The organism is Streptomyces sp. NPDC052687 (assembly GCF_040678395.1).
In the GTDB taxonomy this organism is placed as follows: domain Bacteria; phylum Actinomycetota; class Actinomycetes; order Streptomycetales; family Streptomycetaceae; genus Streptomyces.
Map to the genome: position 1 here is coordinate 27,374 of NZ_JBFATR010000006.1, position 12,708 is coordinate 40,081.

A 12,708-nucleotide genomic window follows, 5' to 3' on the forward strand; every position below is an offset into this window, starting at 1 on the left:
GACTTCATGGCGTTGTTAGTCCTCGCTAGCGCTCAGTTGGTGACCGGCGGCACGTCGCGCCGGGGCTTGTCGGGCACCCGGGTCTCCGGGTCTTCGGCCACGTGATCGGCACGCGGTGTTCCCTGCGTGTCTCTGTCGTCGTCGGGCTTGCCGTTGTCGTCGCTCCGGCGGGCAAGGCCTGCGCCTCCTCGCGTCATGCCGTTCCGCTCGGCCTGAACGGCGGAGTTACGGCCGACGGGGCTGCCGGTCACGGGGCTGCCGGTCCCAGGCTTCGCCGCTCCTGTGACGCCGCCACGAGAGGCGCCGACCGCGCCCGCGCCGGGCCGTGCTCCTGCCGGGGGAGCTCCGATGACACCATGCTGTCCGACACCGGTCGACGGCCGGGGAGTGGCCGTCGGGCCAGTACCGATCACCGTGCCACGAGGAATCCTCGGCCCGCCGTTGGCGGCCGCGCCGCCGGTGGTCGTGGGCCGCCCCCCGACTACGCCGTTGGCGCGGCCGGCACCTGTGGCCGGCCCGGCACTCGCCCGCGCTCCTGGCGTGCCGCTGGTGCGCGGGGTGCCTCCGGACACACCCGCCTGTCCCATTGGGAACGGCTTCGAACCGGAGCCGGTTCCCCTGGCAGGCGCCTGCCCTGTCGGGGTGGCACGCCCCATCTGCTGGGCGGCGCCGGGACCCGCCGTACGGCCCATCTGCTGCGCGGTGCCCGGACCCGTGGCCCGCCCCATTGGCTGCGCGGCCCCTGGACCCGTGGCCCGACCCATCTGCTGCGCGGCCCCTGGGCCCGTCGCGCGGCCGGTGACGGGGTTAACCTGGCCGGGCTGGGTACGCCCCTGCGCGGTGGCCGGGGTACGCAGGCCGTTCGTGCCACTCGGCGTCCTGCCGGTGGCCCTGCCGGTGACCGAGGGCACGTACGGCTCGAACGTGCCCGGCTGGCCCGCGGGCGGGGTACCGGTGACCGGCGGAGTGTGCCCCGTTGCCGGTGTCGTGGTCGTGGGCGGCAGCGTGCCGACGCTGTCGATGTTCGTGCCGACAGCGTCGTCGGGAAGCGTGACCGCCGGCCTGCCGACGGCCGAGGGGGCCAGTGTGCCAATGGACTCGCTCACGTCGGAGCGGCCTTGCGCCTCCGCCGGAGCGTGATACTCGGCGGCGCTCCCCCCTCGAGGCGCACCGGACACGGCTGCTCCTGCAGCCGCGCCTGCGCCCCCAGCCGTGGGTGGCACCCCGGCATTTGGCACGTCCCCGAACGTCGGCGGCTTCTCCTGCAACGCCGCCAGCTGCTGGCTGGACACCGCGTAGTACGACGCCAGCCTGTTCATCTGGTTGATCGCCTCTTGGCGGTCCTTCTCCACCTTGACGGCGGCGTCGTAGTCGTCCTTCTTCGCGGCCTTCTCGGCGTCGGTGAAGTTCTCCGGCCGCTTGAGGTTCCTGGGGTCACGAGCGGGCATGGCCTTGCGCACCGATGCCAGCCCCATCGCGGCGGCGACGAGCTGGTCACCCGCCTTCCCCGCGAACTCGCTCAGTTCGTTCGAACCCTTGACGAGCGACTCACCCCATTTACGGAAGGCCTCACCGGCCTCACCGACCCAGGGAACCGCTTTCATATCGCTGTCCAGCGTTTTGGCAGCGTCCGCGATAGCCCTCCGCGCGTCCAGCAGCGCGTTGCCGGACGTCTCCAGGTCCTCGGGGTTCGTCTGCTCTACCAGGTCGATCATCTCGTTGAGGTCGAGATTCTTCGCCGCGAAGTCCGTGCTGTTGAAGACGGCCTTGCCCGGGGCGGTGGAACCGACCACCGCCCGGACAGGATCGATCACCAGCCGGGGCAACAACCCCTGGCCGCCCGAGTGCTCGACAGTCCGGGCGAGGTCGGCGAAGGAGTTCTGATTGCGGGCGCGCTCCAGGTCCGCCTCGCGCTGCTCGTCAGTCATTCGTCAGGCCCCCATCCCGGAGTCGTCCTTGCCGGTGTACTGGCCACTCGCGTTCTGCCGGATTTCCTTGATCTCCGCCTGAATCTCATAGAACCGCCGACGCACGTCATCTTCGAGCGCCGTGTAGCCATGGGCCGCGCCCTTGACCGCGATGCCGATCGCCTCAATGTGCATGTGCAGCGTCTTGGACAAGGTCGTGAGCTGCTCGTGGACGCTGTTGTACTGGGTGTACAGACTGTGGGCTTCAGGGAAGACGCCGGCTCCACCATTGCTCAGAGAGGAGGCGCTGATGGTCTGTGCGCTCACCCTCTTCGGGTTGCCCGCCGATCCTTCGAGCCTCTGGAGAACCTCATCGACCTGAGAGACGAACTTCTTGAGCGCTTCATTGCTGGCCTCCAGGTCCGCCTTCCTGGCCGCCGACGCGCCCCCCACCATGTCCGCTGGCAGCACGACGCTCCTCCCCGTTTCCCCGTGACCTTCATCGGCCCCGATCAGATCCGGGCCGACCACTCGCTCGCCGTACGATCGCAAAGCGAGCTGCGCCAGACAACGCTTTTACCACTGTAGTCAACCTGCGCAACGGCTCCAACCGTGGTGTGTCGCAACTCAGTTACGAGACTCGTGTACGCCCCACCGTTTGACCGATTTGCCGCTTTGCGGAGACGCCGGGCACCCCGCCGCGAGGCCCCGTTTGCGATCTTCGCAACACCTCCACAGGCCGGTGGGACGATGTTCGCGAACCTGCACGCCAGGCAATCAACGCACAAAAGACCTGCCCCCCTCCTCCGCCGTACCCCGTTGCTAGGTTGGGCTTCAACTACAGCATCGGAACCAGGGCATCCACCTGACGCGAAGCTCCGGCAGTCGAGCAGTACGGGGAAAGGGTTCATCCATGGCATGGGACGAGTGGGAGCAACTCAAGAGTCAGGCTGCCGAGCGGCAGTCCACGCAGATGCAGTTGAACCAGCTCGACCCCGGTGACGGGTCGCCGGGCACGGCCGGGGGGCCGAGCAAGTACGGCGATCTGAAGGTCCCGAACACCTCGCTGACGAAGATCAGCAAGTCGGCGCACACCCTCTACAACGCGCTGTGGGACAAGGCGCGCGTCGCCGTCCCGAGCAGCGACTCGGCCGCCAGCGATTTGTCGAAGCAGGGCTTCGCGCTCGGGGCCGGGCTGCAGCATGTGTCGAACCGGTGGGAAGAGCAGCTCAAGTCCCTGATGGACGCCTGCGCGCAGATCACCAACCATCTGCAGGTCACCAAGAAGATCCACGCCGGCGACGAGAACTTCATCGTGCGCCAGATGAGCAGCATCGACACCTTGGACGCCGGCTTCGACGAGCGGGTCGGGCAGCCCGGCGAGAAGAATCCCGTCTACGGAGAGAAGAAGGACGAAGAGAAGAAGGACGAGTAGCGGCGGACCGGCATCCACTTCACCGAGTCGTTCTCACTCATCCACTGCTCGACCGCTCGACAACTTCTGGGGATTTAAGGCCGATGGATCTCGAAACTCTGCGCGACGCCAACTTCAAGCTGCTCGATGACGCCGTCAAGGACTGGTCGACGCTGGTAAAGCACTTGGAAACGCTGAAGAAGGACGCCGAGGACGAACTGCACCAGGCCGCGAACAAGGCGGACTGGGCCGGCGTGAACGCTCAGGTGACGAAGGAGTTCATCGGCAAGACGGCCGGTGAGTTCAGCGACGCGCACACGCAGGCCACGACCATCCACAAGATCCTCGAAGACACTCGGGGTGAGCTGAAGGGTTATCACCAGCAGCTCATCGACGCCATTGAGGGCGGCCGGAAGAACAACCTGACCGTCATCGGCTACGAGGGCGGCTTCACCGTCACCACCAACGTGCCGCCGGAGGCCCGGGCGGCGCAGGACAAGGACAAGCAGTCCGAGATCACCGCGCTCCGCGACCAGCTCCAGAAGATCCTGAACAAGGCCACCGAGAGCGACAACTCGGCCAAGACCGTCCTCCAAGCCATCGCCGATCAGAGCAAGCTCGGATTCTCCGACGCTTCGTACAAGGACCGGGACAGCGCTGCCGAGGCCATCAAGCAGGCCGACGAGATGGCGAAGCTGGCGAGGAAGGACCCCAAGGACCTCACGCCCGAGGAGTTCGACCGGCTACTCAACGGGCTCAACAAGTACGGCAACGACGACCTGTTCGCCGAGAGGTTCACCACGACGCTCGGACCGCAGAAGACGCTGGAATTCTGGACCGGCGTCAACGACCCACACCGGGGCAACTACGAGCTCGGGCAGCAGCGGCTGGAGAAGTTCGACGATCTGCAGCGCGGCCTCGGCACCACGCTCGCCAATGCCACGCAGAGCGACTCGGTCGCGATGACCGAGTGGAAGCGCACGATGATCGACATCGGCGACAAGCCGATCTACGGCAACAACGGCGGCGGCCCCATGGGCTTCCAGGTCATGAGCAACCTGATGCGGACCGGGGACTACGACGACCAGTTCCTGAAGGACTACGGCAACAAGCTCATGGCCACCGAGCGCAAGCTCACCGGCAACGGCGAGCACGCGAACATGGCGTGGCAGCACATGGGCATGGACCCGTGGCTGAACCGCATCGGCGAGGACAGCGGCTCCGACCCGCTCACCGGCTATCTGAAGGGCCTCTCCAACAGCCCGGACGCGGCGACCGACTTCTTCAACCAGGAGTTCATCAACAAGGACGACGAGGACAACCCCTTCGAGCGGGACACGGACGGCGACGAGAAGAAGGGCAAGGTCACCCTCTCCAACTTTCAGTACCTCTTCGAGGAGCGGGAGTGGCCGCAGGAGACCAACCTCAAGGGCGACGAGCTCCGCACGGGCGAGAACAACCTCGCCCTCGCGCTGGAGGCGGCCACCACGGGCCACCCCGCAGGCGAGATTCCGACCATCGACACGCCGGCGCACACCTCCGAGCAGTCCAGGCTCATGGAGAGCCTGGTCGCCTCGATCGCGGACGATCCGGAACGGCTCACCGGCCGGGGATTCATGACCGACAGCGTCGGACAGATCACTTCGGAGTACCTGCCCGACATCAACCGCTCCATGACCGATGTCGTGCGGGATCCGGACTCGGAGAAGTGGCGGGAGGTGGAGAAGCTGTACCCGGTCGCCGGCTCGGAAGCCAAGCTGGATCACACGTCCGTGAGCAAGCTGCTCTTCGCCGTCGGCCAGAACCCGGAAGGCTACGCCGCCGTCGAGGTCGGTCAGAAGGCATACATGGGCAAGCTGATGGACTACCACCTGAACCCGGACCTGCCGGAGTCCCAGCGCCTCTCCGAGGACGAGGAGCTCGTCATCCGGCAGATCGCGGGCCGGTCGGGCGAGGTCTCGGGCACTCTCGCGCTGGGCGCGCAGGAGTACATCGGCAAGGAGGCCTCGGACAAGGACAAGGAATACGAGCACGCCGTCGCGCAGAAGAAGAACATCATCTCCGGCACGGTCGGCACCGTGGTAGGAGTCGGTACCTCCTTCGTCGCGACGCCCTGGGTCGGGGCGGCGGTCGGCGGCACCGCCGGAACCGTCACCAGCACCGTCCTGGAATCGGTGTTCAAGGACGCCGAGGGTCACGCCATGGACCAGGCACAGCAGACCGGTGGTCAGTACTGGCAGGAGGGCCTGATGAGGAACCTGACCATCACGGAGGACGCCGCCCGGACCGCCGCGGACAAGTACCACACGGTCGACACCGGCGACGCCGGTATCACCGCCCGTGAGGCGGCACGCCAGGGTTACCTCAACGCACGCGCCATCGTGGACGGACAGGCGCCCGGTAGCATCGCGGCCTTCTGATCGTCCGAGCCCGACGAAGGGGATCTTGTGAGTGCTGTTCGCCCTAGGCCTTCGCGACAGCGAGGCATGGTTGTCGTCCCGGCGATCGCTGTCCTTGTCGCCGCGCTCTCCGGGTGTGACAGCGACGAGTCCGAACGCGACTACGCGGTCCCGCAGGACCTGTGCGGAGTCGCTGTCGACGCCGGTGATCTCGGGCCGTTCCTCCCGGACGGCAAGGAGATCACCGTCCGGGACAAGTCCGGCGGGGGGACGAAGGTGTGCGAGGTCGTCGTGGACGACAAGCTCGCCCTGAGGGCCACGCAGGCATGGGTGGAGGAAGGGAAGACCGCCGCCTACTTCGCCTCCAGCCAGTCACTCGAAGCCCCTGAGCACTCGGCAGAGGACGAGCGGTTCCGGTACTCGGGGAACGAGGCCTTCGGTAAGACCGAAGGATGCGTCGACACCGAGCAGCGCCAGGAGCTGTACACGGCGGTTCAGGCACAGAGCTCCGAACACAAGGACGCCGACGCGATGAAGCGCCTCATCACGGCGTACACGGACGAGGTCGAGGCCTCCCCGTCCTGCAAGGCCGGGGGGAAGGCGTGAACGGCTCCGCCCGTCGGCTCAGCCGGCATTCCCTCGCCCTGTGCGCCTGTGTCGCCCTCGTCGCCGGCTGCGGCGACAGCGCACAGGAGACGTCGCCTCTCGACGCCCGGCAGACGAAGGCCGTCCTTCCCAACGCCGAGGCCCTGCCCGGGTGGAAGGTCGGTCTCGAGCCCGTCGCCTATCCGCTGAAGAAGGCGAAGGAAATGGGAGTGGCCCGTTGTTACCAGGGGGGCCGAGGAGTGCGCGAAGATCCAGTTCGCCGGGGTGTCGGAGGCCCACGGCAGCGGGAAGCCCAGTCTGGGCTTCGTGTTGATGACGTATGAGGACTCGGTCGCCGCGGAAGGCGTACGAGCCCGTGTGGAAGTCATGGAGCGAGCGCAGCATCGAGCGCCGCGAGCTGAGCCTCGGGGACATCGGGGACGAGAGCGATGCCGTCACGGGCTTGAGCGCTTCCTATGAGGCCGGGGCGAAGACCCTTTTCGCTCAGGTGCGGGTCGGCAGCGTCATCATGCTGACCCTGGGCGAGGCCGGGGCGGATATCGAACTTCAGAACTGGGTCAAGAAGTGCGCGGTCGTCTTCGCGGAGCGGGCGGAACAGGCGCAGCAGGGCGAGACACCTTACGCGACGCTCGATGACGTCGCCTGAAGAATCACATAGAACGCCTCACACAGGCCGTGGGCTCGGAGACCCCGTCCCCGCGCCCGCGGAACATCAGCGCGCCGTCCGCCCCGCCCTCGTGCGCATCAGTCGGACAGGGCCATGACCTGGACGTTCGCATAGACGACAAGCCCGGCCATGACGAGGAGGGTGATCCGGGCGACGACAAAGGCGGAGTCCGGGATATCCGGTGCCGAGGGGTTCAGGTTCGAGCGCCAAGTGCGTACCCGGTCCGCTTTGATGCAGGCCATGAGCACGCACACACCCGCGAGTACAAAGCCGAAAGCTGTCATGGTCGTCACACTCACAATCCAGGAACCGTCATAGGTGCCCGCCTGCCCGCACCCGCCGGCGCCTCGCGTCCCGTACCGCCACCGCCGTCCCGCTGAGCCCCGCCACCAGCACCAGGCCGCCGACCACCACATACGTCCCCAGGCGGGTGTTGCGTTCCTCCGGGGTCTCGCCGAAGTGGACGGGGGCCACCGACGGGGCCTCTACGCCGACCAGGTTCTCGGCCGGGCGGGGGGACTCGACCGGGTTGTGGGGGTCGACGTCCGTGAGGGCCTTGACCGGGTCGACGACGCCCCAGCCGACGAGGCGGTCGTGGCCGGGGATGGTGCGTTCCGCGGTCTGTTCGATCTGGGCGACGATCTGTTGGGCCGTCCACTTGGGGTACTTGGCCTTCAGCAGGGCGGCGACGCCGGCGACGTAGGGGGCGGAGAAGCTGGTGCCGTTGTCGGAGCAGTGGCCGTTGCCGGGGACGGTGGAGATCATGTCGACGCCGGGGGCGGCCACGCCGACGAAATCGCCGGACTGGGAGAACGGGGCGCGTTCGTTGTTGCGGTCGGAGGCGGCGACCGCGAGGACGCCCTCGTAGGACGCCGGGTACGTCACCTTGACGTTGCCGCCGAGGCCGTCGTTGCCGGCCGAGGCGACGACCACGACCTGTTCGGCGAGGGCGTAGTCCACGGCCTGCTTCAGGCGCTGGTCGGGTTCGACCGCGTTGGCCGTGTCCTGGGAGATATTGATGACGTCGGCGCCCGCGTTCACCGCGTAGCGGATGGCGTCGGCGAGGGTGCGTGCCGTGCCGTTGCCCTCGGCGTCGTTCTGCTTGACAGGGATGATCGTGGCCTCGGGGGCCAGGCCCACGAAACCGGTTCCCTTGGCGGGGCGGGCGGCGATGATGCCGGCCACGCGGGTGCCGTGGCCGACGGTGTCGGTGGTGCCGCTGGCGTTCCCGCGCTCGATCTCCTCGCCCTTGCTGTTCTTCGGGGGGAGGAAGTTCTTGCCCTTGGAGACGTCGACCGCCGCGGACAGCTGGGGGTTCTTGACGTCCACGCCCGTGTCGATGACGGCGACGCGGACGCCCTTGCCCTTCGACTGGGCCCACAGTTCGTCGAGGTTGACGCGTTGCAGTGCCCAGGGGCGGCCCTCGTACTTCTTCGAGGGGAAGGTGCACTGGCCGCTGTCGTCCGCCCTGGCCTGGGCGGCTGGCAGGGCGAGCGGGGTCGTCGCCGCGAGGGCCGCGGTGGCGAGCAGGACCGGCAAGGCCGGCAGGGCCGGCAGCGACGGGCGGCGGCGCGCGGGGCGCGTCCGGCGTGATGTCGTCAGCATGAGCCCTCCCTACGAGCCCTGCGGCTGGCGTGCGGCCGCCTCCGACAGGCGGGGTCCGGTGGGCAGGAACGTCGACCACGCCGCGGGGATCGGGGTGGGGTCGACCTTCTCGTAGCCGAGCCGGGTCTGGGCGATCTTCGCTTCGGCCAGCTGCTGCTTGCGCTGTTCCTTGGAGGTGCCGATGCCCTTGTCGTCGGTGGCGCTGTCGCTGTTGGACTGGAGGGCGTAGCGCAGACCGGTGTCGGTGACCAGGAAGACGCTGCCCGCGGTGGTCTCCTGCCCCTGGAACTGGCGGTAGAGCTGCCCGGAGCCCGGCGTGACGTACGCGCTGGAGGAGCCGGTGGGCAGCTGCGCGGGGAAGTCGGTGCCGACCCAGGTGGACAGGGTCGTCGTGCCGTTGCCGGCGTTCACCGAGCGCAGGACGTTGCAGAGGGTGTTGCGGCCGGTGGTGGCGCTGGTGCCGTTGTTGACCGTCTTCGGCTTGTACGCCGGCCACTTGCGGTCGCCGAGGAAGGTGGTGCTGTCGACGACGGCACCGGGACTGACCTGCTGGGCCTCGCCGGTCTGGCCGACGGCGACCAGGTCGCCGCTGTTGAGCAGGAGCGTGGCGGTGAACTCGCTGATCCGGGCGACCTCGCCGGGCAGCACGACGTAGTACTGCATGCGCGTGCCGTCGTACGCCTTGATGACCATGCCGACCTTGTCGTACCGGCCGAGGCTGTCGGAGGCGTTCGCCGGGGCGCCGGGGTCGCCCTCGATGGTCGGGATGGTCAGCGGGTCGCCCTTGTGAAGGGTGTCGAGCCAGTCCTGGGAGACGCGCTGCGGGGCGCGGCCCTGGGTGTCGAGGGCCTTGAGGAGTTCCTTGTCGTCGGGATTCGCGAGCGGGTAGGCCCAGCCGCGCGAGTCGACGACGTACTGCGTCTTGCCGTCCGGGCCGACGACGTACATCAGGTCGCCGCCCGTCAGCTTGTTGCGGCCCTCGGTCTTCGGCCACTCCTTCTCGGCGAGGACGAACGCCGCCTTCTGGATGGCCCGGCCGCCGTCGCCGGGGCGCTCGCAGACGGCCCAGCGCTTGGCCTTCTCCGCCTCCGCGGCCGCGGGCAGGCGGTCGGGGGCGTAGGGGATGCCGATGGTGGCGCCGTGCGGGGGCTTGCCGCTGTCGAGGACCTTCTCGTCGACCGTGATGATGCTGTTCTTGTCGGGGTCGAGGAGCAGCTTGGCGGAGGCCATGTTGAGCACCGGGTGCAGCTGCTTCTTGCCCTTGGTCTTCAGGACGACGTACCGCGTCGTCGAGTCGCTGGCGACGATGACGTGTTCGCCCGGGTTGTCCCAGCCCTTGGGCGCGGTCGGGCTGAACAGTCCGATGGCGCCGAACACCGCGAGGATCACCACGCCGACGACCGCGCCGGGCCACACCGCGCTGAGCGGCTTGGGCGCGTTCTCCTCCGAGCCCGACGGCGAGGGCCGCAGGAAGGACGCGAGTGTGCGCCGCTTCGCGAAGGTGTAGGCGTTGAGTTCATCGCGGCGTGATGCCATGTGTGTCCGCTCTCTCCCCGTTGCGGAGCCCTGGGGACGGTCACTGTGCCGTCGCCCGCCCGTGGTTGCCTCTGGTGCCTCGGTTGTCAGACCCGGCCCCTACTATGCCTGTTGCGTGGACGTGCGTGTGTCATGGGTAGGGCGCTCAGGACTCGCAGGAGCGTGTGGACAAGGGTTTTCGGGAGAGATTCGGGGGTTTTGGAGTGATGGCTTCCGCACCGCGGACCCGGTCGCGATCGCAATCGGGGTCACGATCGGGCCGAGTGGGCCGGTCGGGGCGTCCGGGCCGGCCGGACCCGTCGGGGAGTGCCGCCGGTCCGGCGGGGTCCCGCGGCCCGGCCGCGCCCACGGGCGCTGTCACGCCGCACCTCAAGGCGCGTTCGGGGCGCGGGGGTTCGTTCGCCGTGCAGCGGCTGGTGCTGCTGGAGCTGGCGGCCGCGCTCGTCGTCTGCGGCTGGCTGATCGGGACGTACGCGCTGATCCCGGCCGCCGTCGTCGCCGCGGTGCTCGTCGTGCTCGCGCTCGTACGGCGCCGGGGGCGCTCCCTGCCCGAGTGGCTGGCCGGTGTGCAGGCGCTGCGGGCGCGCCGGCGCAAGGCCGCGAACACGCCGGTGCCGCCGGGCACCGACTCCGGTCTCGCCCCCGCCGTCGAATGCGACCCGAGCCTGCGGACGTACAGCTACAGCCGGGGCAACGACCGTGACCGGCGCCCCGTGGGCATGGTCGGCGACGGCGGTTTCCTCACCGCGGTCCTCCAGGTGGAGGCCGACTTCGGCGCGCTGCGCGCCGAGCGCAGCCGCAGACCCCTCCCCCTCGCCCTGGTGCGGGACGCCCTCGACGTCGACGGAATCCGCCTGGAATCCGCACAGGTCGTGCTGCACACCCAGCCCGCGCCCGCGCCGCATCTGCCGCAGCAGTCGGTGGTCGTGACCAACTACACACAGCTCCAGGCGCAGACCGCCTCCCCGGCCGTCCGCATCATGTGGATCGCGCTGAAGCTGGACCCCGAGCTGTGCCCGGAGGCGGTGGCCGCGCGTGGCGGCGGACTCGTCGGCGCGCAGAAGTGCCTGGTGCGCTCGGCGGAGCATCTGGCCAGCCGGCTGACCGGCGCCGGGTTCCAGGTGAGCGTGCTCACCGAGGAGGAGGTGACGGCCGCCATCGCCACCTCCGCGTGCGCCAACCCGATGGTGACCGCGCAGGCGGGGCAGAGCGACGCGCCCCGGCGGCGGACGGAGGAGACCAGCCGCAGCTGGCGCTGCGACAACCGCCGGCACACGACGTACTGGGTGCGCCGCTGGCCCCCGCTCGGCGGCTCCGGCTCCGGACTGCCGCAGCTGGTCGCCCAGTTGACGGCCGTGCCCGCGCTGGCGACGACGCTCAGCCTGACGCTGACGCACGGCGGCCGCCAGCAGGTCGCCCTCACCGGGCACGTGCGGGTCACCGGGCGCAGCAGCACCGAACTGGCCGCGTCCCGCCGGGAGCTGGAGCGGGTGGCCCGGCAGGCGCGGACCGGTCTCGCCCGTCTCGACCGGGAACAGCTGCCCGGAGTCCTGGCCACCCTGCCGCTCGGAGGTGCCCGCTGATGGCCGCCATGACGTCCCCGTCCGCTCCGGCCCCCGCCGGCTTCCCCCGCACCCCCGTCCCCGGCGGCGACGGGGCCGGCGGAGGCGGCGGGCGCGGCGCCGGGCTCGCGCAGCGGCTGCGCACCGGTTTCGGGCTGCTCGGCCCCCGGCATCCGCGGCACACGCTGTCCGTCGAGGAGTTCGACGCGCTGACCCTGCCCATCGGTGACGACGGCGTCGTCGTCGGCGTCACCGCCGAGGGTCACCCCGCCGTCCTCGGCGTGAACCGGCCGACGCCCTACGACGTGCTGCTCATCGGCGGTCTGTGGACGGCGCAGGTGCTCGCGCTGCGCGCCGCGGCGACCGGTGCCCGGGTGGCCGTCGAGACCGGGCGCCCCCAGCACTGGGCGCAGGTGGTGCAGGCGGTGGGCGGCGGCCAGTCCGGGATGACCGTGCATGAGGTGGGCCGGGTCCCTCCGCTCGGCGCCTCGGCGGGCAGTCCGGTGCTGGTGATCCGGGACTGCGGTATGCGGCCTCCGCGCGGACGTGTGGTGTCGGCGCCCTGGCAGTCGGTGCTGACGCTGCTGCCCTATCTGAGCCCGGTGGCGCCCCGGTTGATGCGGCAGGCGCGGATCATCGGCGTGCAGCGGGTGTCGCCGGACGAGGCGGCCGAGATCGGGCGCGTCATCGGTCTGCCGCGCGCCGAGTACGAGCCGCTGCCGACCCTCGCCGACGGCGTCACCCTCTGGTGCACCGACGGCGACCGCCAGTACGTGGTCACGCAGCCCACGGACGCCGAGATCGGTCTGCTGGGCGTGGCCCGGCGGATGGACTGACGGCGAGCGCGGCGGCAGCGAGGAGCAGCGCGGCATGAAGGGCGGTGGCGGGGAGGGTGACGGGGAGGGTGACGGGGCGACGGGGAGCGCCGCCGGGAGCACGGCGAGGAGCGTGGCCGGGGGCACGGGGAGGAGGGGCCGCCGGGAGCACGGCGGGGAGGGGGACGGGGGACGAC

The 12,708-nt window shown here is 69.7% G+C and carries 11 protein-coding genes; 6 read left to right on the forward strand and 5 right to left on the reverse strand.

Translation table 11 applies throughout. The features are described 5' to 3' along the window. Positions 1 to 32 precede the first annotated feature (32 nt). Both AB0K92_RS08870 and AB0K92_RS08875 read right to left on the reverse strand, forming a co-directional pair. Positions 33 to 1,928: a hypothetical protein gene (locus tag AB0K92_RS08870; RefSeq protein WP_365920795.1), complete on the reverse strand. Its 1,896-nt coding sequence runs from the start codon at positions 1,926 to 1,928 to the stop codon at positions 33 to 35. A gap of 3 nt (positions 1,929 to 1,931) precedes the next feature. Next, positions 1,932 to 2,378: a hypothetical protein gene (locus AB0K92_RS08875; protein ID WP_365920797.1), complete on the reverse strand. Its 447-nt coding sequence runs from the start codon at positions 2,376 to 2,378 to the stop codon at positions 1,932 to 1,934. Positions 2,379 to 2,820: 442 nt separating this feature from the next. On the opposite strand from AB0K92_RS08875, the gene AB0K92_RS08880 reads away from it, so the two are divergent. The 4 genes from AB0K92_RS08880 to AB0K92_RS08895 all read left to right on the forward strand — a co-directional run bounded on the left by AB0K92_RS08880 (position 2,821) and on the right by AB0K92_RS08895 (position 6,972). Next, a complete protein-coding gene (locus AB0K92_RS08880) occupies positions 2,821 to 3,342 on the forward strand; it encodes a hypothetical protein (protein ID WP_365920799.1) in 522 nt (173 codons plus the stop codon). Between the two features lie 83 nt (positions 3,343 to 3,425). Next, positions 3,426 to 5,741 carry a hypothetical protein gene (locus AB0K92_RS08885; protein ID WP_365920801.1) on the forward strand — a complete coding sequence of 772 codons (2,316 nt, stop codon included), beginning with the start codon at positions 3,426 to 3,428 and terminating at the stop codon, positions 5,739 to 5,741. A 66-nt stretch (positions 5,742 to 5,807) separates the two neighbouring features. Further along, a complete protein-coding gene (locus tag AB0K92_RS08890; protein WP_365920803.1) occupies positions 5,808 to 6,326 on the forward strand; it encodes a hypothetical protein in 519 nt (172 codons plus the stop codon). Positions 6,327 to 6,681: 355 nt separating this feature from the next. Beyond that, on the forward strand, positions 6,682 to 6,972 hold the full coding sequence (locus AB0K92_RS08895) for a hypothetical protein (RefSeq protein WP_365920805.1): 291 nt from the start codon (positions 6,682 to 6,684) through the stop codon (positions 6,970 to 6,972). A gap of 98 nt (positions 6,973 to 7,070) precedes the next feature. On the opposite strand, the gene AB0K92_RS08900 is transcribed toward AB0K92_RS08895, so the two are convergent. Genes AB0K92_RS08900 through eccB form a run of 3 tightly spaced genes read right to left on the reverse strand, consistent with a single transcriptional unit; the run spans position 7,071 to position 10,134 of the window. Then, the gene (locus AB0K92_RS08900; RefSeq protein ID WP_365920806.1) at positions 7,071 to 7,277 is read right to left on the reverse strand and encodes a hypothetical protein; all 207 of its coding nucleotides are present in this window, start codon (positions 7,275 to 7,277) and stop codon (positions 7,071 to 7,073) included. A 28-nt stretch (positions 7,278 to 7,305) separates the two neighbouring features. Then, positions 7,306 to 8,598: a type VII secretion-associated serine protease mycosin gene (gene mycP / locus AB0K92_RS08905; RefSeq protein ID WP_365920808.1), complete on the reverse strand. Its 1,293-nt coding sequence runs from the start codon at positions 8,596 to 8,598 to the stop codon at positions 7,306 to 7,308. Between the two features lie 9 nt (positions 8,599 to 8,607). Beyond that, entirely contained in the window at positions 8,608 to 10,134 is a 1,527-nt protein-coding gene (eccB, locus tag AB0K92_RS08910; protein ID WP_365920810.1) for a type VII secretion protein EccB, read from the reverse strand. 206 nt (positions 10,135 to 10,340) lie between these two features. Between eccB and eccE the strand changes: the two genes are divergently transcribed. Together eccE and AB0K92_RS08920 are read left to right on the forward strand one after the other, a co-directional pair. Then, complete coding sequence (gene eccE, locus AB0K92_RS08915) at positions 10,341 to 11,717, forward strand: type VII secretion protein EccE (protein WP_365920812.1); 1,377 nt, start codon at positions 10,341 to 10,343, stop codon at positions 11,715 to 11,717. Beyond that, entirely contained in the window at positions 11,717 to 12,532 is an 816-nt protein-coding gene (locus AB0K92_RS08920) for a hypothetical protein (RefSeq protein ID WP_365920814.1), read from the forward strand. Before eccE ends, AB0K92_RS08920 begins: the two co-directional genes overlap by 1 nt. Positions 12,533 to 12,708: the final 176 nt, after the last annotated feature.

Coding starts and splice junctions, on each gene's coding strand:
- AB0K92_RS08870 (WP_365920795.1), bottom strand. CDS start 1,928: ATGACTGACGAGCAGCGCGAGGCGGACCTGGAGCGCGCCCGCAATCAG.
- AB0K92_RS08880 (WP_365920799.1), top strand. CDS start 2,821: ATGGCATGGGACGAGTGGGAGCAACTCAAGAGTCAGGCTGCCGAGCGG.
- AB0K92_RS08885 (WP_365920801.1), top strand. CDS start 3,426: ATGGATCTCGAAACTCTGCGCGACGCCAACTTCAAGCTGCTCGATGAC.
- AB0K92_RS08890 (WP_365920803.1), top strand. CDS start 5,808: ATGGTTGTCGTCCCGGCGATCGCTGTCCTTGTCGCCGCGCTCTCCGGG.
- AB0K92_RS08900 (WP_365920806.1), bottom strand. CDS start 7,277: ATGACAGCTTTCGGCTTTGTACTCGCGGGTGTGTGCGTGCTCATGGCC.
- mycP (WP_365920808.1), bottom strand. CDS start 8,598: ATGCTGACGACATCACGCCGGACGCGCCCCGCGCGCCGCCGCCCGTCG.
- eccB (WP_365920810.1), bottom strand. CDS start 10,134: ATGGCATCACGCCGCGATGAACTCAACGCCTACACCTTCGCGAAGCGG.
- eccE (WP_365920812.1), top strand. CDS start 10,341: ATGGCTTCCGCACCGCGGACCCGGTCGCGATCGCAATCGGGGTCACGA.
- AB0K92_RS08920 (WP_365920814.1), top strand. CDS start 11,717: ATGGCCGCCATGACGTCCCCGTCCGCTCCGGCCCCCGCCGGCTTCCCC.